We start from the raw sequence: 21,809 nt of genomic DNA on the forward strand, positions 1-21,809 counted from the left end.
CTCCCCAGCGGACACCATTTGAGTTTGCCCCGCGGCTCTATTGTTGTGACCATTAGGTGCCGCCCCTTTAAGGCCCTTGGTAGTAGGTCGCGTCGTCCTGCAGAAGCTCTGGCTTTGGCAAGACTTCAATCTGCTTCTTTGTGCCCGGTAGGACCTCAAACCAATTGTCAAATTCGACCATGGTCGACGCGAGTTGAGTAAGAACTTGAGGGTTGCCATCCATCTTTGCCTTCCCGGCAGAAACCTTGTCAGATAGCTTCGCCGTGCCGATCATCACATCTTCGAGTTCGCGACGGTCGATGGTGATGGTTAGATCAGCATCATCGGCTTGATAGCCGACGATCGTGGTCAGTGTGGCATTGCTCATTTCAACAACGAACTTCTCGCCGTTGTCGGGCGTCGACAGGTTGATCTTGAAGTGCATGCCCACGGCCTTGCGGCTGTCCATCTGAATGGCCAGGTAGTTGAGGAATTGCTCCGTGCCGGTGCCGCGCACGAAGTCGGGGCTGCCTGCCTTTGCCGCCTTCACGGCGATAACGCCGTCTCGCAGTTCTTTCGCGGCGGCAAGGAAGCTGTGTCGGAGGGCGGTGCTCTCGAACTGGTAGCCCATCTGCTCATACGTGTCGGCGAGCAGATTCTTTGCGTCCTGATTTTTTGGCTCCGCATAGACGAGCTTGTTCAGAATTTCGGTTGCAAGCCGATATTCGCCCTTAGCGTACAGATCCTGGCCTTTGGCCATCACCTTGGAGGCGCCGCCCATCATTTCGATGTAAAGCGGTGCTGAATCTTCCGGCGACAACGGCACCAATGTAGCCGGGTTCAGATCCCAGAAACCCAGGTAGCGCTGAATGACAGCTCGGCTGTTGTGCTGGTAGGAGCCGTGGTAACCACGCGCAAACCATTGTTGCTGGAGGCTCCTCGGCGGCTCGTAGACGTTGTGAATCTGGTTGATGGTCACGCCCATGTTTGCAAGGTGCAGGACCTGGTTGTTCAGGTTTGCATACATGTCGCGTTGTCCGCGCAGCACCTCGGTGATCCGCTCTTTTCCCCAACGCGGCCAGCTATGGGATGCGAACATTACATCTGCCTTGTTACCAAACTGATAGAGCGCGGCGTTGATGTATTGTGACCATGCCAGGGCATCCCGCACAGGTGCGCCTCGCAGTGTCAGGACATTGTGAAGGCCGCCGACGATGTTTTCGGCCGCCCAGAATGCCTTGAGGTCCGGAAACCAGGTATTCATCTCCACTGGCGCTTCAGTCCCCGGCGTATTTTGGAAGACCATTCTTACGCCATCGATGGTCAGTTCTTGAATGGGCTGGTCGATGCTGATCGTCGGCGGAAGGATGCCGACTTCTCCGTTGGCGACGGCCTTGCCTATGGACGCATCGACCTGTCCGAAGGGGCTCGAAGGCATAAGGTCGCCATAGGTGTAGCTTTTGCGCCGGGTCATGACGTTGCCAGCATAGAGGTTTTCCGCAATTGCTTCGTTCATGAACCCCTTGGGGGCGATGATTTGGACTTTTCCAGCCGCGAGCGCAGCATCATCGACGACGCCACGAATACCGCCGAAGTGGTCGCCGTGGGAATGAGAAATGATAACGGCGGCGACGGGGCGCTCGCCAAGCTTTTCATTGATGAATTTGAGGGCGGCACGCGCCGTTTCCTTGACCGTCAGGGGATCGATTATGATCCAACCAGTATCGCCCTTGATGAACGATATGTTCGCAAGATCGAAGCCGCGCACCTGATAGATGCCCAGAATAACTTCGAACAGGCCATATTCCATATTAAGCAGAGCTTGACGCTGCAGCGACGGGTGGACGCTGTCGAAGTCCTTACCTTTTAACAAGAAGTCCCAATTGTCCATGTTCCAGGCCACGTCGCTTTTGTCATTCATGATCTTGCGAAAGGGCGGAGCAGCTATGAAACCGCGTTCAGCTTCCTCGAAGTCTCGTTTGTCGGCAAAAGGTAGAAGCCGCCGTTGTTGTTGTTGCGCCTTGATCGTGAATTGCGAGGGCATCTTTCCCTTCGAGCTAAAATGTTGTTGATCCTGTGCAATCGACGCGCCTCCGAGTGACCCAGCAATAATTGCACCAAATGCCCAAAGTCTAAGTCGTCTGCTCACGGCCTTCTCCCTTCGACAGATTGAAGCGCGCCGTTAGGCGCCGCCATCAGGACTACGAGCAGCTCGTTAAGCTCGAGGCCGTTCTCGGGTGGCGCATGCGGGTATTGGCATAGACCGAATGCGCGGCGAGCTAGTTGTTAGAACCGAGCTAGTTGCTCAGCACGCGCACCCGAACATTATGCTGGTGCAACGCCTTGACGATCGAGCAAACCCTCCTTCAACTCGGCGCCCCGTCCACGAAAGAAGGCGGTAACGTCGTCGGCCGCGAGCAACTCCTGTTGGCAGGCTCCGCGCAGATTGAAGAGATCGGGTCGCTTGATCGGAGCGACGGGCTCTTGCACGTCACTCCGACTTGTCTCGACAGATTTCGAACCATTTTCAGCGAACAACTTTTAGCAGGGCGGGTAGGGGTAATATCCACACTGGTTGTAGTTGTTGTAGTAGGGGTTGGCATAACCGTAGCCGTAGCGGTAGGGCGCGGTGGCGGCTGCGCCAATGGCGGCCCCCGTCGCAAGCCCGGCGCCGGCATACCAAGCGCCATGATAATCTGGAGCGTGCCAATAGTTGGCGTGGACATCGTTCACATGAACGTCGGCCCCCATTCGATCGCCTCCGTGGAAGCCCCCGCCGCCAAAGCCGCCGCCACCAAAGTCACGGCCACCACCGCCAAAGCCACCACCACCGCCAAAGCCACCACCACCGCCAAAGCCACCGCCGCCAAAGCCGCCACGGTCGATGAACAGTGCTGCAGGGCCGCTTCCGCCCGAAAGACTTCCTTCAAGAACCGCCACTTCGAACGTCAGGTTCCCACCCGAGAGCTTTGGCTTCATAATCGTCACTACAGCATCTTCGACCTTCGACCCGTTCCCGCCAAGGACCGAAATCGTGGCATTGGGCGGATCTGTGGAAAAACTGCCTTTGCCTTCGTCCCATTGCATGACGAACTGCTCGGTCGTGAGATGACCGGCCGCACGAATTGGCCGATCGGCGAAGACGATTGAATTCATCGAAACGCCCGTCATTGTGAGCGTGGTTCCCTCCAATTTTGCGCCCGTAGAGTTGAGGACGAAAAGCGATGGAACCGGCCCTGTCGGTGATACCTGGCCGATCGTTTTGGCAAGCGGGACGTGCGGCTTGACATCGGCGTCCTGCGCCAAAACCGAGCCGGGGACGAGAAATTGGCTTGTGGCAAGGAATACGGAAAGAAAGACAGCAGTTCTGGGTTTCATAACTACCTCCTGCGTTTCGGGGCATTTGAAATGCGTATGAGCAGGCGAAGCCGCTCGGTCAGTCCGCGAACACTCGTCTCCAGTCGTTTTTCATGCTGATGACGATCCAGCCGTCCTTGATGGCTTCGTCGTAAAGTTCCTGCGTGAAAGTGCCGACCTTGGTCACAGGCAAACCATTTGCCGGACCATAGGCATATTCTCGTTCTGCGTCGTCATGCAGCACGAGAACGGAAAGCCGGGGGCCGTCCCCCGCTTCGGTATATTCGAGCATCTCCTTGTCGCCCGTTGAATTGCCGAAAGCGATGATCGGTTGTCTCCCGATCATCAGATGGATGCCCTCCGGTTTTCCGGCATTGTTGTCATTGAGGAGAAGCTTGGGGTCCTTGGTCAGGAAGGGCTTTCCGTCCTTTCCATAACCATAGGTCGTTCCTCCGGCTGTCCCCACCACCTGTTCAGGAGGGATCCCGTATGTGCTCTCGGAGTAGACACGCACGAAGTCCTGGCCGCCGCCTGTGACGATGTAGGTCTTAAAGCCATTGTCGCGCAGATAACCAAGAACCTCCTTCATGGGCTGGTAGGTGAGTTCGGTAAAGGGGCGCTTCCATCGCGGATCCTTTGCCGATGCGATCCACTTGCTGACCTCGGCCTCGAACTGGTCCACCGTCATGCCGGTAAGCGTGGCAGCAAGGATCTTTTCGAGATCCGCCATGGGGAGCTTGGCGATCGCTTCCTTGTCGCCGGTCAGCACGGTCTTGAAAGGCTCGATGTCCTTCAACTCCGGTTTTTCCTTCACCAGAGCCGGAACCCGCTCCAGGCAGTATATCACCTGGCTGTACATCGGGTGTTCGACCCAAAGCGTACCATCCTGATCGAAGGTTGCGATCCTTTCTTCGGGTGGCACGAAAGTGGGCTTTGTATTGTCGGTGGTCGCCTGCACGAACTCGACGATTGCCTGCTTGGCCACGTTGTCGTTCCAAGAGGGCAGGGGATCGGATTGAGCTTGAGCCGCAGTGGCCGCGAGGAGCGCATACAGCCAGAGATAAATTACAGTCAGGTGACCCGAACGCATGTCGAACCCTCCATCCGGGATAAAACAAGAATGCGGACGCCCCGAAGAGCGTCCGTTGTGATGTCGCTATTCGACAGCGTTTCAGTCGTGACCTGTCTTCATTTCCTTAACTTGCTGCATGACCTGCTCAAGATTATAACTTGCAGGGTCCTGCAGCGGCGGATAGTTGATGTAGGTCTCGAGATGCTTCAGCCACAGCTGCTGCCCGATGGGCAGGATGTTCCAGTCATAGACATAGGCCGTCGAAGGCGAGGCGATCGCGCCCCCCATGCCGAAGAGTGTCTTGATCTGCTGACCGACCGAAGTTTCGAACGGATCACGCTTAATGTTGACGACCTGTGTCCAGGAATAGGGCTGCACGCCGGAAATGAAGCCCGCAGGGTCATCGGAGACCATCGCGAAATACATCTTCCAGTTTTTGAAGCGGACCGCCGACGGCTCTTTGCCGGAATAGTATAAGAAAGAGTCGCGCGCGGATGGTGCCTTACCTTCCAGGAAGTCGCGCTGATCGATCCCGTCGAGAGTGGTTTTGACAACTTTCGGATACTTGCCCGCTTCGATCTCCTTCTTGAGCCCATCACCCTTCGGGCCGCCAGCAATGTTCACCAATGTCGGCAGCCAATCGAGTGATGCGAAGATCTCGTTCTTGACCGTTCCCGGTTCGATATGGCCCGGCCAGCGCACGACCAGCGGAGCGCGCATGCCACCTTCCCAGGTGCTGAGCTTTCCGCCCTTGAACGGAGTGGTGCCGCCGTCGGGAAAGGTAATCGTCTCGGCACCGTTGTCGGTGGTAAAGACGACGATGGTGTTGTCGAGTTCTCCCATCTCCTCGAGCTTCTTCAGCACGTAGCCGATGTTGTCGTCCATTTGCTTCATACCAGCTTCGTTGACGCCCCAGTCCTTGCCGCCCGGCTCGCCAACCATGTTCAGGTACTTGTCCGGCAGCACGGTGGTGATGTGCATGCGTGCCGGATTGTACCAGACGAAGAAGGGCTTCTTGGTTTTCTCAGGGTCGTTCCTGTCGAGGAAGTCGATGACCTTGCCGGAGATTTCTTCGTCAATCGTCTTGGAGCGCTCCAGTGTCAACGGCCCTTCGTCCTTGCAAGATTGATTCTCAGGGGTTCCGTCGGAGGATGCGCACGCTAGCATGGGGCGCGGTGGTGTCAGGCACGTTGTTGTCTTCGGATCGACCGCCGCAGGATTCTCGGTCAGCCCGGGGATTGGCGTATTCCTGCAAGGAGGTGCGATCCCCTGCTCTGTCGGCGTCTTGTTGATGTCGGGGAAGCTCACGCCCTGCATGGCGTCGAGGTGATACAGATAGCCCCAGAACTCCTGAAAACCATGGGCAGTCGGCAGGGACTCGGTGGTATCCCCGAGATGGTTCTTGCCGAACTCGCCTGTCGAATAGCCGAGATCGTTCAGGAACCGGGCAAGGTGAGGCGTGCCCGCCCGCAGGTACGACGGACTTCCGGGAATTTCCGGCAGGACCATGCCGACACGCACCGGCTGCATGCCGGTTATGAACGCGGTACGACCAGCCGTACAGCTTTGTTCAGCGTAGTAGGTCATGAATTTCGCACCCTCATTGCCGATGCGATCGATGTTGGGCGTTTCACCCACCATCAGGCCCTGGTGATAGATGCTTGGCTGCATCCAGCCGATATCATCGCCCATGATAAACAGGATGTTGGGCTTGGTTTCCTGCGCCTGCACGATTGCTGTGCCGGCCCAAAGGCTACTCACCGCCGTCAATGCTGCTGCGATGCACGTTGCTTTTATGCGAGGCATTTCACGTCCCTCCCTCAGAGAACCTTGCAAGGTTCATTCACTAGATTTGATGCGCGAGAAGAGTTGAATGCGAAGGCGTGGGTGCTGCCATTGCGACGCAGTCGAGAGTGTGCAGCGCCACGATGCAAAGCTGCTACCCAATTCTTAAAACGAACACGGCTCAGAACAAATGGCCCAGTTTGGCCGGATCTGCATAGCATCAGGTCGAACAGCTTCCACCTAAACAGTTTCGGTGGATCTGGTCGTAGCGCATAAGATATGCCCATCAATGCGACGAGAGATCGCTCACGCTCGCGTATAATCATGGTGCAGGAGGAGGGCATTTCAAGACGTGCATTCTCTTTAAAAAGCACGCTGCAGTCGACAATCTGCATTTTCGATACTTGGACGTTCAAAGAGTAATGCCAATGGCTTACTCACGTAGGCCTCGACCGAGACGGCCTTTTAATGCGCACCTGCCCCTCTAGAAGCTGAAGTCCAGGGTTGCATGATGCCGGTTACGCCACAGCGATGAATGGAATGGCACCTCGGCAGCCCAATTTATAGCCAGCCGCAGAACCAGGGTTTTGACGAGTTTTATGGAATTCCTCCCAACGACACCTGGGACGCATTTGGGATGATCCGCCAGGGCCACCTTGCGTTCCTGAGCCGCCCGCAGTTTGCGTAAACCTCGTTGAGCGAAGGGTCGTCGGAGGCGCGCATGATCCACCTAGTTGCCAAAAAGCCATAATTGCTTCACCTAGATCGCGTATCGACACTCGGCATCAAGAATTGGATCAACGCTGAATGCGCATATCATACATTTTCCTTGGTGCATTTCTTGCAATCGTACAGTCCGCATATGCTGAAGTCGCCGCACCGCCTGTTTTGGCGCCGCTTAAGCAACAGGCACAAGCCGCTCAGTTGAGTGCGGAATTTCTCACGCGTTTCAGCTACAAGCCCGTTCCACTCGACGACGCCCTGTCGGCCAGGATCATGGATCGGTTCATCAAATCACTTGATCCGGACCACACGCTCTTCCTGCAAGCGGACATCGACAGGTTCATGTCGGACCGCAACGAGATCGACGACGCAATCGAACGGAAAAACTTGAAGATCCCGTTTGCGATCTTCAATGTGTATGGGAAGCGCGTTGTCGACCGCATGAACTACGCGCGCAACTTGCTTAAACAGGACTTCGATTTCGGTGCGCAGGAGAACTTTTCCGTGCTGCGCGATACGGCCCCTTGGCCGCAGTCGGAGGCCGAGAGCAACGAGCTTTGGCGCAAACGCGTAAAAAGCGACTGGTTGCGGTTGAAACTGGGCGGCAAGACCGACGCGGCCATTCGCGAAACACTCGACAAGCGATATGCAAACGCTCTGCAGCGCGCTTACAAGTATAAAAGCGATGATGTTTTCCAGTCGTTCATGGACGCCTACACAACGTCGGTCGACCCGCACACGGACTACTTCGGCACGGCTGCTTCGGCCGATTTCAATATCGCGATGAAACTTTCGCTGGTTGGCATCGGTGCGGTACTGCAGGAGCGCGACGACTACACGACGATCCGTGAGCTCGTGCCTGGCGGGCCGGCGCAGTTGTCTGGCAAGCTCTCGGTCGGAGACCGCATTACCGGCGTTGGTCAAGGCAAGGATGGGGCGATAAAGGAAGTGGTTGGCACGCGCCTTGATGAAGTCGTGCAACTGATACGAGGGAAAAAAGGGTCCATCGTGCGCTTGGACATCCTGCCGGCGGATGCTGGAGCGGATGCCACCCATCGGGTTGTCAATCTGGTGCGCGATAAGATCAGCCTTGAAAAGCAGGCAGCCCAGAAGGCCGTCCTGTCTGTGAAAGTGGGCGAAGCCACGCGTAAAATCGGGGTGATTACTCTGCCGGCATTCTACGAGGATTTTGAAGCCCGACGCAAAGGAGACAAGGACTATAGAAGCGCGAGCCGCGATGTCCGAAAGCTTCTCGATGAACTGAAGCAGGAACAAGTCGACGGCGTTCTCATTGACGTGCGCAACAATGGCGGCGGTTCACTGAACGAGGCGATCGATTTGACCGGCCTGTTCATCGGCGGCGGCCCGGTCGTTCAGCAACGCGATAGTGACGGTAAGGTCGCGGTATCAAGCGCTGATTTTCCAGCGCCTGTCTGGACCGGCCCTGTGGGTGTCCTCATCAATCGCGGGTCGGCATCGGCTTCGGAGATTTTCGCCGCGGCAATCCAAGATTACGGTCGGGGCGTTATCGTTGGCGAACCCAGTTTCGGTAAGGGTACCGTTCAAACTGTCGTGAATCTTGACGAGGTGGTTCGCAACAGCAAACCCGAATTGGGTGACCTGAAAGTCACGATTGCGCAGTTTTTCCGGATCAACGGCGGCACGACGCAGTTGCACGGTGTGACGCCTGATATCAGCTTGCCGAGTTTTTCTGATCCGGCTCGCTTTGGCGAGACCAGTTATGACAATGCCCTGCCGTGGGCTCAGATCAAACCTGCGACCTATAAGCCCATCGGCACCATAACGGCGTTGTTGCCGACACTTCAACGCCGCCATGAAGCTCGGGTTGAGAGCAATCCGGATTTCCAACGCCTGTTAGAAGACATTGCGGACGTGGAAGCGCAGCGCAACAAAGGGGTTGTCTCCCTCAATGAAGCCGAACGTCGTAGGGAATTGACGGCTCGAGAAATTCGAATGAAGTCTCGGGCGCAAGCAGGCGATGGCGCAAATACTGGCGAAGATGATGGCCTGCGTGCAAACGAGCGTAGCCTGAGTGCTGATATTGCCATTGAGAATGCCCGCAAGAACGCAAAAGATGTTTTGCTGGACGAGGCCGCGGCGATTCTTGCCGATGAGGCGGATTTGCAGGAAGGGGTGGTGAAGGCGGCCACAGGACAATCGGAAAACACGGAAGGAAAATAATCGTACCCGGCCGGCGCAACAGTATGCGCCGCTTGCGATCATGTCTCTGTTCTTCGCAGCGGCATGATTACAGGAGAAGTACGGCGTAGCGCGCCATGGTCCAGTCGTAAGCGCGGCATGCTGAACTGGGGGTTCAGATCCCTTCACGTCAGGCATGACCGCGTTTGGCGGTCCGAAGAGTTTCTCCTAGACTCCGGCATTTCCGCGATCTACCTTAGGGCTTCCTGAAATTGTATCAGGTTTCAGCCCCTTCGCATCGCCTACCGCAATGGAATTGCGGTTCGGGCCTGCGCTTCAGCCCCAATCCAACGTAATCTCACCGCGCAAGCGGGAGGAGTTTCCATGGCCAATGCCCAATGCGCCTGTGGCGCTCTTAAACTGATGCTTCGCGAACCGCCGCAATTGACTGCGCTGTGTCACTGTTTCGCTTGCCAGCGAAGAACTGGTGCACCGTTCAGCGCTAATGCGTTCTACTCGATTAACTGTGTCGAAATATCTGGAACGTCTGCAGAATTCATTCGTACTGCCGAGAGCGGTCGCAAGGTCCGAATGCATTTTTGCCCAACTTGCGGCTCGACCGTCTATTGGAAGGCCGATGTCTCGCCGTTCTGGATCGGGGTGGCTGTAGGTTCATTTGCCGACCCGGCGTTCGCGCCACCTGCCATATCAGTATTCGAGCAATCGAAACATAAGTGGGTGAAGGTCGCCGACACGGTAGAGCCTTTCCAAGGTCTCCCAATCGGCCAACATTAGGATGAATCGGCAGGTGACCGCGTGGCCGAACCACTAGCCATAAGCTGGCAACATAGTGAGGATTCTGACCCGCCATGATGCAATTTCACGCAGGCAACTGCCCGAGCTGTCAGAACGGCCGGCTTTTTCTCTTTCGTGAGAGCGAAACCGGAGATGTCTACGCACACTGCGAGGAGTGCGAGCAGGGTTATCGATCGCCAGAAGAAGTCGAGGGCAAGAGTGCGTTTCTAACCCTACTCAACGATTCCGATGCCGAATGGGCGACCGAGGATGAAATCTCTCGAAGTGTCTGGGCGAACCATCAAATTTTCGAGGCATACCTCACCAGTTACGAAGGCGCGTCCACCCAATGACCGCCGTCTCGCGCGATACTCGGCGTCGGTCGCGTGCTCACAGTAGTCTCGTCGGTATACCCTATTGAGCTGGCGCAGTCGTTGAAGGCTGGGTCGTTGAAGGCTGGGTCGTCGAGGGCTGAGTCGTCGGCTCAGTCGTAGTCGCCGGGGGTGTTGCTGTTTCCGTTGTGGTCGTCTTGCCAGGGAGTAGGAAGACAACGGCAAGGATGATTACGACGACGGCGACAATGACGCCAATAACGGTGTTTCTGCTCATAACTGCTCCTCCTGAGCGTGTTTACCCGTACTTTATAAACTGGAGCAGCTGGGTTCGTTTTCAATTCTGAAGTCGGCGTATAGCAGCCCGGTAGGTCGTCCGCCTCTAACCAGAAGGTCGCGGGTTCGCATGCTGCCATTTCAGCCGGATGAGCATGGGATGAAAGCCGGGCGCCGAGTTCGCCTTCTCGTTGTCGAATTTCATCAGGGTCTACCCTCCGCCCGGGCATGCGGCCGCATTTGTACGTCCGGTGGGTGTTGGCGGACGTCGTTGCCAATTTTTGCCAAAGCGGCTATGCTCGTTTCTATGAGCACAATGAACATTTCCCTGCCGGACTATCTGAAGAGCTTCGTAGATGAGCAAGTCGCTGGGCGGGGCTATGGGACGAGCAGTGAGTATATCCGAGAATTGATCCGTCGAGATCAGGACCGGCTCACGTTACGCAGGCTCTTGCTTGATGGAGCTTCCTCTGCGCAGACTGAACCGGCCGACGCCGCTTATTTCACCGGGTTGCGCGATCGAGTTCGTGGTCCGCAGAGCAAGTGAATAACAAACCGATTATTCCACGTGAATTGGCGCGCAGTGATGTCGAAGCGACCGTCGATTATTACGCACGCGAGGCCGCAATTGTTGTCGCGCTGGGCTTCATCGACGCTCTTCAAGCGGCTTACGATTTGATCGTGAGCCATCCGGAGTCCGGATCGTTGGGGTACTCGTACGAATTGGGATTACCTGAATTGCGGAGCGTCGCTCTGAATCGATACCCGTATCTTGTTTTCTATCATGAGCAGGCCGGCTGCATCGACGTGTGGCGTGTACTTCATGCCAAGCGCGATACCCCGCAGTGGATGCAGGGGTCGGATAGTCACTGACTGCGCGGAGATTTGCACGGCTGTATCCGCTGTGCCCCACCACTCAATGCACGACCTCTGGCCAAGGTCACTTGCGCTGGCGCCGGGGGAGTGACGAAGCAGATAGCTGGGAAGACTTTAGGGACGTCATGCGCAACTTCGAAGATCCTGGTCGGTCGCTGGCCGTCGCCCGTCACGGGATGGCGGCAACCTCACATCCGGCCTCAACCCTGACGGCCATCGAGATCCTGAAGGCAGGAGGGAACGCCATCGATGCGGCGGTGGCGGCCGTCGCGGTTCAGTCAGTAGTCGAGGCAGGTTCGACTGGTGTTGGTGGGGATTGTTTCGCAATGATCGCGGTGGAAGGATCCACCGACATTCGCGCGTATAACGGCTCGGGCCTGACGCCAGTAGTACTGAGCCGCGATGCGTTGCGTGCCGACGGTGTGACAGCAATCGAGCGCTCTTCTCCTCACGCGGTCACGGTTCCTGGAGCGGTCGATGCCTGGTGCCGCCTCTTGAGCGACTTCGGCCGGATGTCGATGGCCGAGGTGCTTCAGCCTGCAATCGCGATGTCCCGCGACGGCTATGCGCTGACGCCCCGTGTCGCCGCCGACCTGGGCATGCAGCGCGATCTCCTGGCTGCCGACCCAACCACCCGTGCCACTTTCCTGGTCGCGGGAGAGGCGCCGGCGATCGGCAGCGTGCAGCGCCAACCCTTGCTTGCGGATACACTCGACGCGATCGCACGCGACGGCAGGGACGCCTTCTATCGCGGCGCCATCGCCGAGGACATGGTGGACTATCTGCGCGGCCTCGGCGGCTATCACTCCCTGGACGATTTCGCCAGCGCTGCAGGAGACTACGTTACACCCATCTCCACGACCTATCGCGGCCGCACGATCTACGAATGCCCGCCGAACGGCCAAGGCGTCGTCGCCCTGCTGATCCTGAACATCCTCTCGCGTTTCTCGCTGTCCAACGACCCGTTCGACCCCGATGATCTGCATCTCCTCCTCGAGGCAACACGGCTCGCCTACGCCGCGCGCGACGCGATGGTCGCCGATCCGTCTTTGTCGGATGGGGCCGTCGAGCGCATGCTGTCGAGCACACTTGCTGATCGCCTTGCCCGAAGCATCTCCCTCGATCGGGTCACCGAACCGCTGCCCTCGTTCGACACCGTCGAGCACAAGGATACCGTCTATGTTTGCGTGGTGGATCGCGACCGCAACGCGGTCAGCTTCATCAATTCGATATTCAGTTCCTATGGCAGCGGGCTGATGGCGCCACGCTCAGGCGTATTGTTCCACAATCGCGGTCAGAGCTTTTCGCTTGCGGCAGGTCACCCCAACGAAATCGCGGCTCGCAAGCGTCCGATGCATACGATCATCCCGGGAATGGTCGCCGAGGGCGGACGTGTCGTGATGCCGTTCGGTGTGATGGGCGGCCACTACCAGGCTATGGGCCATGCTCATCTGTTATCCCGGCTCTACGATTGCGGTGTCGATCTTCAAACCGCCATTGACCTGCCGCGCCTCTTTCCTCTGCCCGCTACAGCGACGGTCGAAGCCGAGGAAGCCATCCGCACAAGCATCGGCTCCGAACTCGAACGGCGTGGCTTCAAGGTTCAGCCGTCCCTCCGCGCCATCGGCGGAGCGCAGGCCATCCGGATTGACTGGGAGCGTGGCATTCTGATCGGAGGGTCGGACGCCCGTAAGGACGGGATGGCGTTGGGCTACTAACTTTGCCTCACAGGTGGAGTGATGAGATGGACGGCTCCCCAAATGTTTGACAGCCACCCTATGCTACAGCGATGCCGGATGCGAAAATGGACAAGCAGGATTGAAATCTACGTTGACCGAAATCAATCAACAATTTGCAGACTAGATACTTGGGCCAGAGCAGCCGCAACCAAGCTGATTTAGTGTGGCTGGGAAGAGCATCCTGCGGGCTCCGGTCTCAGCTGGCGTTGTGCGCAAGAAGGCGGGCAAGCACCGTAACTTCTCGTTCCAGCAATTCGGGCGTTATGCCCACGAAGCGACCTTCCAGGCTAACTGCGATCACGCCATGCACGGCCGAAAAAAACGTGCGGGCGCGGATTGCCACGTCCTCGGCGGAGGCATCCGGCAGGTGCGGTGCAAGCGGTGCAGCGATCAGGCCGATCAGGAAGGCGTGTTCAGCAAGATGCCAATCGGGAACGGGAACACCCTCGGGCATCCGATGCTCGAACAGCGCCGCCCATAGGTTCCGCTCGGTGAGCGCGAACTTCAGGTAGGCAAGGGAGAGATTGAGGAAGGTTTCCTCGATTTCGGCTGAAGGTGTCACGGCAGAATTCAACGCCGTTTCCAGGCGCTTGAGCGTGTCGGAGTTGACGCGAAGGATGAGCGCATCAAGGTCATCGAAAACGGTGTAGAGCCCTCCCAAGGCAGCCCCTGCACGCTCGGCAATGTCGCGCGCGCGCAACCCCTTTAGGCCCTGCTCGCGGATGAGATCCGTACCCGCGGCGATGAGCCTTGCCTTCAGGTCCGCCTTCTTCGCCTGCCGCTTGTCGGTCATGTCCTGTGCCTTTTTGAACAGTGTTCATTTTTAACTTGAACGATGTTCATTTTTGTGAGAAAAGAACATTGAACGATGTTCATATATAGGGAGGTGAAACAATGTTCAAACATGTTCTGACCCTGATACGTGGCCGCGCGCATGCGGCAGATGAGGCTTTTGGCGAGCGCCACGCGCTTCCCATTCTGGCTCAGCAGATCCGCGACGGCGCACGGGGTGTCGAAGCTGCCCGCAAGGCCGTCGCCGTGGCCATGGCCCGCAACCATCTGGAGAAGGAAAATGCCGAGCGGCTTTCCGCCCGGATTGCGGACCTTGAAACGCGCGCCGTCGCCGCCCTTGAGAAGGGCAGGGAGGACCTTGCCCGGGAGGCGGCCACTTCAATTGCCTGCTTGGAAACAGAGCTGCAAAACGCCCGCCAGGTACAGGCGGAGTTTTCAAGCGGAATAGAACGTCTGAAGCATGCGGTGCGGCAGAGCGAAATGCGCCTTGGGGCGCTGCGCCGCGGCGAACGCCTTGCGGTCGCACGCGACCGGACCCAACGCCTCACCCGCGACGTCCCGGACCACGAGTCCGCAACGCTTGCGGATGCCGAGGCGACCCTCGCCCGGCTCGAGAAGCGCCAGCGGGAAGCAGAGTTGATGTCCGATGCGTTGACAGATCTGCAAGGTGACCAGGATCCGACCGCCATTGTCGAGAAGCTCGCACAGGCCGGCTGCGGCCGGCCGCTCGTCACGACAGGGGAGGAGGTCCTCCAGCGACTTCGCAGCAAGACTAGCCAGACCCACTGAACCCCATAGCGCACAGGGAGCACGACAATGAACGACAGCTTGATGAAACACTCGCCCGCCTGGACCAGCTTTTCCTATGCAAGTTTCGGTCTTGCCGCCTTCATGCTGGCGCTCGGCATCTACATGATGCCGCTCGACCTCTGGGGGAAGGGCTATCTCGCCATGGGTATCCTGATGCTGGTGCAGACGACGGTGAACGTCACCAAGACGTTGCGCGACAACCAGGAAGCCGAAAAGCTCATCCGCAGGATCGACGACGCCAAGACCGAAAAGCTGCTGCTGGGCATCAAGAGCGACGACATTTAACCGAGCATTAGCCTTGATGTCGGAAGGCACAACCTGTGAACGAGCAGGCAAGGATTTTCATCTAGAACGCTCAAAAAAGGGGGGGCGTTCCGTGAAAGACAATCTCATGACTACTCGGCGCTTTGCGCCGCTCTTCTGGACCCAATTCCTGTCGGCCTTCAACGACAACTTCCTGAAGAACACGCTCGTCTTCCTCATTCTCGCTCAGATGGCGGCAAACGAGGCGGCATCGCTCGTCACACTTGCGGGCGCCGTCTTCATGGCGCCGTTCCTGCTCTTTTCAGCACTTGGCGGCGAGCTTGCCGACAAGTTCGACAAGGCCATCATGGCCGAACGGCTGAAACGGCTGGAGCTCGCGGCCGCAGCCGTCGCTGTCGTCGGCATCGCGCTCTCCTCCGTCACGGTGCTGATGGTGGCGCTCTTTCTCTTCGGCGTCATCTCGGCGCTCTTCGGGCCGGTCAAATACGGCATCCTGCCCGATCATCTGGAGCGCAAGGAGCTACCACGCGCCAATGCCTGGATCGAGGGTGCGACTTTCATCGCCATCCTAGCCGGCACGATCGTCGCCGGCCTTGCGGCCGCAGAAGGTGTCAATCCCTGGGTCTTCGGGCCGATGATGCTCGGGCTCGCGGTTGCATGCTGGATGTCGAGCCGCTTCATTCCCCGCGTCGGCGCAAAGGCACCGCAGCTTGTTGTCGAGCGCAACATCTTCAAGTCGACCGGCCGCCTAGTCAACGCGCTTCGCGGCGACACCCGCCTTTGGCGTTCGGCACTGATGGCCTCCTGGTTCTGGCTAGTTGGCGCCATTGTATTGTCGCTGCTGCCGCCGCTGGTGAAAGACCATCTGGGCGGCGGCGAAACGGCGATAACCGCCTATCTCGCCGTCTTTGCGATTGCCGTCGGCATTGGTTCGGCGATCGCCGCCTGGATGTCGGCCGGCCGTATCGTGCTCCTGCCGGCGCCTTTGGGCACGCTGATCATGGCGCTGTTCGGCTTCGATCTTGCCTGGAGTGTCGCCCATGTCGAGGCAATCGGCACTGCGGAAACACTCTCGGCCTTCTTCACCGGTCCCTATACCATTCGCATAGCCATCGACCTCGCCGGCATGGCCATTGCCGGCGCGTTCCTCGTCGTCCCGACATTTGCAGCCCTGCAGGCCTGGGCTCAGGAAGACCAGCGCTCCCGCGTGATCGCTGCCGCCAATGTGCTTTCGGCCGGTTTCATGACGGTTGGCGGCGGTCTCGTCGCCGGGCTGCAAGCCGCCGGCACGTCGATGTCGGCGCTTTTCCTCGGCCTTGCTGCCGTGAATATCGTGGCTGCTTGGGTGATGCTACGGACCCTGCCGACCAATGCTTTCCGCGATTTCGTGTCCATCCTTTTCCGCGCTTTCCTGCGCCTGGAGGTCGATGGTCTCGACAATCTGAAGAAGGCGGGTCGTGCGCCGATCATCGCGCTCAACCATGTCTCTTTCCTCGACGGTGCACTGGCGCTGGCGCTCACTGACGAAGAGCCGACCTTCGCGGTCGACTACGCCATTGCCAAGGCCTGGTGGGTGAGGCCCTTCCTGAAGATGTGCAACTTCCTGCCGCTCGATCCCTCGAAGCCGATGGCAACGCGCACGCTGATCAAGACCGTCAACGCCGGCGATCCGCTCGTCATCTTCCCCGAAGGTCGCATCACGGTCACCGGCGCGCTCATGAAGGTCTATGACGGTGCAGCCATGGTCGCCGACAAGACCGGCTCCATGGTCGTTCCGGTTCGGATCGACGGCTTGGAGAAAAGCTACTTCTCGCGCCTTTCTTCCCTTCATGTCCGCCGTCGCCTGTTCCCGAAGGTGAAGGTCACTATCCTGGAGCCCGTCCGCCTCTCCGTGCCGGAGGGACTGAAGGGCCGCAAGCGCCGTATCGCTGCGGGAGCCGAGCTCTACCAGATCATGTCGATGCTGATGTTCCGCACGACGGATACAGATGTGACCGTGCTGGAAAAAGTCATCGAAACGGCCCACGAGCGTGGCTTCCGCCGACTTGCCGTGCAGGACCCGCTGACTGGCTCACTTTCCTACGGCAAGCTCCTGACCGGAGCGGCGGTGCTCGGTGCGAAGTTCCAGGCCATGTTCCCCGAGAGCAGGACGCTCGGCGTGCTGCTTCCCAATGCCAACGGCTCCGTCGCAACAATCCTCGGCGCCATGTCTGCGGGCAAGGTACCGGCCATGTTGAACTTCACCGCCGGGGCGGCCAATATCCTTGCGGCATGCAAGGCTGCCGAGGTGCGCCACGTCCTGACCTCGCGCGCTTTCGTGGCCCAGGCCAAGCTCGGTCCGGTGGTCGAAGAAATGTCCAGGACGGTGGAGATCGTCTGGCTTGATGATCTACGCCAGACGATTGGACTTGCCGACAAGCTCCTGGGCCTCCTGCGCAAGGGAAAGCCGCTGGCGCGACGCACCGCGGACGATCCAGCGGTAGTCCTTTTTACCTCCGGCTCGGAAGGCACGCCGAAGGGCGTGGTGCTGACGCACCGCAACATCCTTTCCAATGCCGCGCAGGCAGCTTCGCGCATTGACTTCCATTCCGGCGACAAGGTGTTCAACATCCTGCCGGTGTTCCACTCGTTCGGCCTGACGGCTGGCACCATCCTGCCGCTCGTTTCCGGCGTACCCGTCTATTTCTATCCGTCGCCGCTGCATTACCGCATCGTTCCGGAGCTGATCTATGCGTCCAATGCCACTATCATCTTTGGTACCGATACGTTCCTGAACGGGTACGCGCGCACGGCTCATCCTTACGACTTCCGTTCCATCCGCTACTGCTTTGCCGGTGCCGAGCCGGTCAAGGCCGCGACGCGCGCCCTCTATATGGAGAAGTTCGGCGTGCGCATCCTCGAAGGCTATGGCGTAACCGAGGCCGCACCGGTGATTTCGTTGAACACGCCGATGTTCAACAAGGCGGGCAGCGTCGGCAAGATCATGCCCGGCATGGAGTACCGGCTGGAGCCCGTGCCGGGTGTCATCGACGGCGGTCGACTGTTCGTTCGTGGTGCGAACGTCATGGCCGGATATCTGAGGGCGGAGAACCCCGGCGTGCTCGAGCCGACGCCCGACGGCTGGCACGACACCGGCGATATCGTCACGGTCGACGAGGACGGCTTCATCTTCATTCGCGGCCGCGCCAAGCGTTTTGCCAAGATCGGCGGCGAGATGGTTTCGCTTGCCGCGGTCGAAGCACTGGCCGGTGAGCTCTGGCCCAGCAACCTGACAGTCGTTGTCTCACTTCCCGACAGCAAGAAGGGCGAGCGCCTGGTCATGCTGAGTGATGCACCGGACGCAACGCGAAGCACCTTCATGAGTTTCGCGAAGAGCAAGGGTGCGATGGACATGATGATTCCCTCCGAGGTGAAGGTGGGCCCGGTGCCCGTGCTCGGTTCTGGCAAGGTCGACTTCGTCAGCGCTCACCGCCTGCTGGCCGAGCAGGCGAAAGCTCAAGAGGCTGCCTGAGGCGAATTGGGCGAAGCCGGCTCAGTCCGGCTTCAAGCTCACGACAAGCTCAGCCGGTGGCAAGCGGAATTTGGGAAGGGTCGAAGGTGCAGGGCCGACGCGCAGCACGTTGATAAGCCGGTGGCCGGCGGGAAGCATGAAGCGTTTCGTCAGAATGTCGGCGGTCCGGTCTGTATCCGCCAGCGCCGCCATTGGCCAAGCTGCAAGACCGAAACGGGTGAAGCCCAGCCAGAAGCGATAGAAGGCCCGTCCGGACGCAACCGGTGTCTCTTGGGCGGGCCGATGAAAGAAGAGGCAGGCCGTCGCCGTCATCGTCTTTGCCGCTTCCGTCACAAGGGTCTTGCCAAGCCCGATGCGATCCGCGAGCTCGAAAAGCGGTGAGCCGAGCACGCGCCCGGCCACGGCACCCTCAAACGGTCCCATGCGTAGCGCCTCCAGATTGAGGCCGTCGAAACGATAAGCGGGATGCGCGGGCGACAGGCGCATCCACGCGACCAGTTCGTCGCGGAACGCACGATCCCGCATGATCGACAGGCTTGCCTGATCGTTGAGCGTGGCAATGAAGGAAAGGTCGTCATGCCCGCAGGCGTGCGTCCCGTCGCCGGCTTCCGCCGCCCAGCGTTCGACGGCAGCGGCCGTCTCCGGTGACGCCGGCGCAAAGGGACCACGCCAGGTAAAGCGCTTTTCGATCCAGTCGCCGAGCTGCGGTACAATCGCTTCTCCATCAGGGATGAGCCGTGCGACCAGCCGGTAACCGTGCCGCCAGGAAAGGATATTGTCGTTCCAGAGGTCTTCGACCACGGTGCCGGTTCCACGTGCTGCAAGCGCCATCACCATGCCTTCGAGCGCGGCGCCACAGGAAAGGCCCAGGTCGCGCCCACTGGGATCGCCGATCTGCAGTTGTCGTGACAGATCCGCGACCAGCAGGATGCGACCTTCATCGTCCAGCGCCCAACGGGCCGGCTGGGTGTTGTGGACGGATGGCGCCAGGTTCGCCAAGCCTGCGAGATCTGCCAGGGCGGCGGCATCGATCCGTTTCATAAGGTCTTCCCGAACAGATGCAGCCGGTGCAAGGGGCGGGCGCCGGCCCTTTCGGCCTGCCGCAGGCTCGCCACGTTCGCATCGGCGATCCAGGTGCCGCCAGCGTTTTCATATCCGGCCCGCTGCATTTGACCGAGCACGTGGGCGAGCATGAGCGGATTGAGACCGCGCCCCTGGTGTGCCGGCTTCACCCCCTGGAAGATGACGACGGCGCGCCTTCGCCGCAAACGGTGCTTTAGGAGATGCCAGGGAGCACTTAACCCCAGCCGTGACCCCATCGCTTTCAGCATCGGGTTGACATCGGGTATGGCGATCACCGAACCAACCGGCACGCCATCTTTCTCGACCACGGCCGAAATGCGCGGGTCCATGATCCACTTCATCTCCTTGGCCTGGAATTCGTACTCCGCGCGAGTGACGGGTACGAACATCGGATTATCCGAGAAGCTTTCATTGAGGATCGATCGCGAGTCTTCCAGGCGCTGGCCGAGCGTGGCACGACGGATCGGCGAGAAGCGAAAGCCTTCTTCGCGGAGGGTTTGCATCTGTCCCTTGGCCAGCAGCCCGGCCGTCGTCGATGCCCCGACATCGATCTCGAAAGTGCTCATTGGAAAGGTCGCCGAATAGCCCGCCGCCTCCAGGAGCCGCGGGAGGTAGGGTGGCCCCCATATCTGGTCGGTATAGGGTGCATTCTCGAAACCGCCGGTCATGATGCCAACCTGCTGCATGGCGGTCAGATTGAAATTGCCGAGGAGTTCAGTGAAACCCCTCGCCCTTGCCCAGTCCTCCGCCCGTTCGAGCAGCGCGGCGGCTACCCGCCCGTCATCGCTGCAATCGAAATAGCCGAAATAGCCTCGCGCCTGGCCGAACCTGGTGTTCGAGGCACGATGAACGTGCGCCGTGATCCGCCCGCGCACGGCAGCACCTTCATGAGCGGTGAAGAAGGCGAAGTCGGCGGCCGTGTTGAAAAGTGGGTTCTGTTCGGCGGACAGGAACCGTTTCAGGTCGCCAAACATCGGCGAAACATAGGGCGCCTTCTCGCCGTAGATCTCGAATGGAGCCGAGAAGAAGGCCTTCAGGTCGCCTTCGCGAATCTCAATCATGACCCGCACTCCTCTGCGAAATGAGAAAGGCCATGCGTTGCACGACCTTCAATTCCGTCTCCGCGCCTGGCGTTGCTGAGATGGAGGGCATATTGAGGGCGACCAATCGGAAGGGGTGAATGGACGCAAGCATCACATGCGTTGCCTCGTATTTCTCCAGCAGCCACGCAAGCTGTTCGGAATCCGTTTCCGGCAGGTCCCGGATTTGTGCAGCACGCAGGAGCGGTCGCTCTAAGAAGAGCGTCTTCAGCGCCGGCAGGTCGAAATCGACGAGTTCCGGTTCCCCGAGTTGCAGTGCGCCTTCGACAAGCGGGTGGTTCTGCAACTCCCGCAGGAAGTCCAGCGGGTCATCGATACGGTCCTCTGCCAGATGGCGAATGAGGCTTTGCCGACGCTGCTCGGCCCTCAGAGTGATGCTGTCCTTCCATATGACCCCGAGCAGCGATGCGCAGACGACGACAGTTGCTGTGCGCACCAGGGCGGCGGTGCCGAGCCCGTTCTCGATACCGATTGCGAGTGCTCCGACCAGTGCGACGGAGAGCAGGATGACGAAGGAGGCGAGCGTGTCCCTATGACTGACGGTGCGCTGACCCAGACTGATCAACAGCCAGCACAGGAACAGCACCGCGACCCCGCCCAATCGCACCGGAATATCGATGTATGGGGAACGGAAATCAGTCACGAAGAGCGGCAGGATCAGAAGCAGCGACAGCGCCACCCGGTCGACGGCCTGGTTCTCGGCCTTCGACAGGCTCGCCCGATCGCGCGTAACCGCCATATGCGCGGCGAGCGTGAAACTGACGAACTGATAGGCAAACAACATGACCGAGCGCCAGGGCTCCGCGAAGGTGGCTGGTAACAGCGCGAGAACAATGAAGCTCGCCGCGCCTCCTGCCGCGATCCATTTCGTTAGCTTCGGCGCATGGCGCCGAAGCAGGCCCTCGGCAAGGATGATCGTCGCCAGTGGCACCAGCCCGGCGGCCATTACCGTTGCAGCTTCGAACACGAAAAGCCCCGTCCACCAGGAAAGGACACGGCTCGCCATCAACAGCGAAAGCACGCGCAGCCCGAAAAGGAAGCGGCGGGTGAGTGGGCTTGTTGCGTCGAAGTCGTGGATGGCGCCGATCAGGATCAGCAAGCCGCCGAGGGCGGCGAGCGAGACAAAACTGTCGGCGATGAGGGAGGGGCTCATGA

At 59.2% G+C, this 21,809-nt stretch carries 17 protein-coding genes; 9 read left to right on the forward strand and 8 right to left on the reverse strand.

The features are described 5' to 3' along the window. Nucleotides 1-67 precede the first annotated feature (67 nt). The 4 genes from ASD00_RS12350 to ASD00_RS12365 form a co-directional block, all read right to left on the reverse strand. Nucleotides 68-2,128 (reverse strand): alkyl sulfatase dimerization domain-containing protein, encoded by a 2,061-nt coding sequence (locus tag ASD00_RS12350; protein ID WP_057206787.1) that lies wholly within the window; start codon nt 2,126-2,128, stop codon nt 68-70. Between the two features lie 392 nt (nt 2,129-2,520). Then, a complete protein-coding gene (locus tag ASD00_RS41170) occupies nt 2,521-3,357 on the reverse strand; it encodes a hypothetical protein (RefSeq protein ID WP_057206789.1) in 837 nt (278 codons plus the stop codon). Nucleotides 3,358-3,415: 58 nt separating this feature from the next. Further along, the gene (locus ASD00_RS12360) at nt 3,416-4,321 is read right to left on the reverse strand and encodes an HAD family hydrolase (protein WP_348272063.1); all 906 of its coding nucleotides are present in this window, start codon (nt 4,319-4,321) and stop codon (nt 3,416-3,418) included. A 186-nt stretch (nt 4,322-4,507) separates the two neighbouring features. Continuing rightward, the gene (locus tag ASD00_RS12365) at nt 4,508-6,214 is read right to left on the reverse strand and encodes an arylsulfatase (protein WP_057206793.1); all 1,707 of its coding nucleotides are present in this window, start codon (nt 6,212-6,214) and stop codon (nt 4,508-4,510) included. A gap of 786 nt (nt 6,215-7,000) precedes the next feature. Here ASD00_RS12365 and ASD00_RS12370 point away from each other — a divergent pair. From ASD00_RS12370 to ASD00_RS12390, 6 genes are all read left to right on the forward strand, one after another. After that, entirely contained in the window at nt 7,001-9,118 is a 2,118-nt protein-coding gene (locus ASD00_RS12370) for a carboxy terminal-processing peptidase (RefSeq protein WP_057206795.1), read from the forward strand. 342 nt (nt 9,119-9,460) lie between these two features. Then, nucleotides 9,461-9,871: a GFA family protein gene (locus ASD00_RS38670; protein ID WP_082523528.1), complete on the forward strand. Its 411-nt coding sequence runs from the start codon at nt 9,461-9,463 to the stop codon at nt 9,869-9,871. Between the two features lie 74 nt (nt 9,872-9,945). After that, a complete protein-coding gene (locus tag ASD00_RS12375) occupies nt 9,946-10,224 on the forward strand; it encodes a hypothetical protein (RefSeq protein ID WP_057206797.1) in 279 nt (92 codons plus the stop codon). Nucleotides 10,225-10,786: 562 nt separating this feature from the next. Further along, nucleotides 10,787-11,026, forward strand: coding sequence for a type II toxin-antitoxin system ParD family antitoxin (locus ASD00_RS12380; protein ID WP_171520117.1), 240 nt, complete (start codon nt 10,787-10,789; stop codon nt 11,024-11,026). Continuing rightward, entirely contained in the window at nt 11,023-11,352 is a 330-nt protein-coding gene (locus tag ASD00_RS12385; protein WP_057206801.1) for a type II toxin-antitoxin system RelE/ParE family toxin, read from the forward strand. Before ASD00_RS12380 ends, ASD00_RS12385 begins: the two co-directional genes overlap by 4 nt. 128 nt (nt 11,353-11,480) lie before the next feature. Then, nucleotides 11,481-13,073: a gamma-glutamyltransferase family protein gene (locus ASD00_RS12390; RefSeq protein WP_057206803.1), complete on the forward strand. Its 1,593-nt coding sequence runs from the start codon at nt 11,481-11,483 to the stop codon at nt 13,071-13,073. Nucleotides 13,074-13,290: 217 nt separating this feature from the next. Here the strand turns inward: ASD00_RS12390 and ASD00_RS12395 are convergent, their stop codons facing one another. Further along, complete coding sequence (locus ASD00_RS12395) at nt 13,291-13,887, reverse strand: TetR/AcrR family transcriptional regulator (RefSeq protein WP_057206805.1); 597 nt, start codon at nt 13,885-13,887, stop codon at nt 13,291-13,293. 101 nt (nt 13,888-13,988) lie between these two features. On the opposite strand from ASD00_RS12395, the gene ASD00_RS12400 reads away from it, so the two are divergent. From ASD00_RS12400 to ASD00_RS12410, 3 genes are all read left to right on the forward strand, one after another. Continuing rightward, nucleotides 13,989-14,675 carry a PspA/IM30 family protein gene (locus tag ASD00_RS12400; protein ID WP_057206807.1) on the forward strand — a complete coding sequence of 229 codons (687 nt, stop codon included), beginning with the start codon at nt 13,989-13,991 and terminating at the stop codon, nt 14,673-14,675. Nucleotides 14,676-14,702: 27 nt separating this feature from the next. After that, nucleotides 14,703-14,981 carry a YiaA/YiaB family inner membrane protein gene (locus ASD00_RS12405; protein ID WP_025430564.1) on the forward strand — a complete coding sequence of 93 codons (279 nt, stop codon included), beginning with the start codon at nt 14,703-14,705 and terminating at the stop codon, nt 14,979-14,981. A 91-nt stretch (nt 14,982-15,072) separates the two neighbouring features. After that, entirely contained in the window at nt 15,073-18,471 is a 3,399-nt protein-coding gene (locus tag ASD00_RS12410) for an acyl-[ACP]--phospholipid O-acyltransferase (RefSeq protein WP_057206809.1), read from the forward strand. 21 nt (nt 18,472-18,492) lie between these two features. Here the strand turns inward: ASD00_RS12410 and ASD00_RS12415 are convergent, their stop codons facing one another. The 3 genes from ASD00_RS12415 to ASD00_RS12425 are packed head-to-tail and all read right to left on the reverse strand — an operon-like array spanning nt 18,493 to nt 21,807. Next, on the reverse strand, nt 18,493-19,512 hold the full coding sequence (locus ASD00_RS12415; RefSeq protein WP_057206810.1) for a hypothetical protein: 1,020 nt from the start codon (nt 19,510-19,512) through the stop codon (nt 18,493-18,495). After that, nucleotides 19,509-20,615: a GNAT family N-acetyltransferase gene (locus ASD00_RS12420; RefSeq protein ID WP_057206812.1), complete on the reverse strand. Its 1,107-nt coding sequence runs from the start codon at nt 20,613-20,615 to the stop codon at nt 19,509-19,511. Before ASD00_RS12420 ends, ASD00_RS12415 begins: the two co-directional genes overlap by 4 nt. Then, on the reverse strand, nt 20,608-21,807 hold the full coding sequence (locus ASD00_RS12425; RefSeq protein ID WP_057206814.1) for a hypothetical protein: 1,200 nt from the start codon (nt 21,805-21,807) through the stop codon (nt 20,608-20,610). Before ASD00_RS12425 ends, ASD00_RS12420 begins: the two co-directional genes overlap by 8 nt. Between the last annotated feature and the right edge of the window lie 2 nt (nt 21,808-21,809).

Origin of the sequence: Ensifer sp. Root31 (assembly GCF_001424825.1) — a bacterium.
Lineage (GTDB): Bacteria > Pseudomonadota > Alphaproteobacteria > Rhizobiales > Rhizobiaceae > Ensifer > Ensifer canadensis.

Coding starts and splice junctions, on each gene's coding strand:
- ASD00_RS41170 (WP_057206789.1), bottom strand. CDS start 3,357: ATGAAACCCAGAACTGCTGTCTTTCTTTCCGTATTCCTTGCCACAAGC.
- ASD00_RS12365 (WP_057206793.1), bottom strand. CDS start 6,214: ATGCCTCGCATAAAAGCAACGTGCATCGCAGCAGCATTGACGGCGGTG.
- ASD00_RS12370 (WP_057206795.1), top strand. CDS start 7,001: ATGCGCATATCATACATTTTCCTTGGTGCATTTCTTGCAATCGTACAG.
- ASD00_RS38670 (WP_082523528.1), top strand. CDS start 9,461: ATGGCCAATGCCCAATGCGCCTGTGGCGCTCTTAAACTGATGCTTCGC.
- ASD00_RS12375 (WP_057206797.1), top strand. CDS start 9,946: ATGATGCAATTTCACGCAGGCAACTGCCCGAGCTGTCAGAACGGCCGG.
- ASD00_RS12380 (WP_171520117.1), top strand. CDS start 10,787: ATGAGCACAATGAACATTTCCCTGCCGGACTATCTGAAGAGCTTCGTA.
- ASD00_RS12390 (WP_057206803.1), top strand. CDS start 11,481: ATGCGCAACTTCGAAGATCCTGGTCGGTCGCTGGCCGTCGCCCGTCAC.
- ASD00_RS12395 (WP_057206805.1), bottom strand. CDS start 13,887: ATGACCGACAAGCGGCAGGCGAAGAAGGCGGACCTGAAGGCAAGGCTC.
- ASD00_RS12400 (WP_057206807.1), top strand. CDS start 13,989: ATGTTCAAACATGTTCTGACCCTGATACGTGGCCGCGCGCATGCGGCA.
- ASD00_RS12405 (WP_025430564.1), top strand. CDS start 14,703: ATGAACGACAGCTTGATGAAACACTCGCCCGCCTGGACCAGCTTTTCC.
- ASD00_RS12415 (WP_057206810.1), bottom strand. CDS start 19,512: ATGAAACGGATCGATGCCGCCGCCCTGGCAGATCTCGCAGGCTTGGCG.
- ASD00_RS12420 (WP_057206812.1), bottom strand. CDS start 20,615: ATGATTGAGATTCGCGAAGGCGACCTGAAGGCCTTCTTCTCGGCTCCA.
- ASD00_RS12425 (WP_057206814.1), bottom strand. CDS start 21,807: ATGAGCCCCTCCCTCATCGCCGACAGTTTTGTCTCGCTCGCCGCCCTC.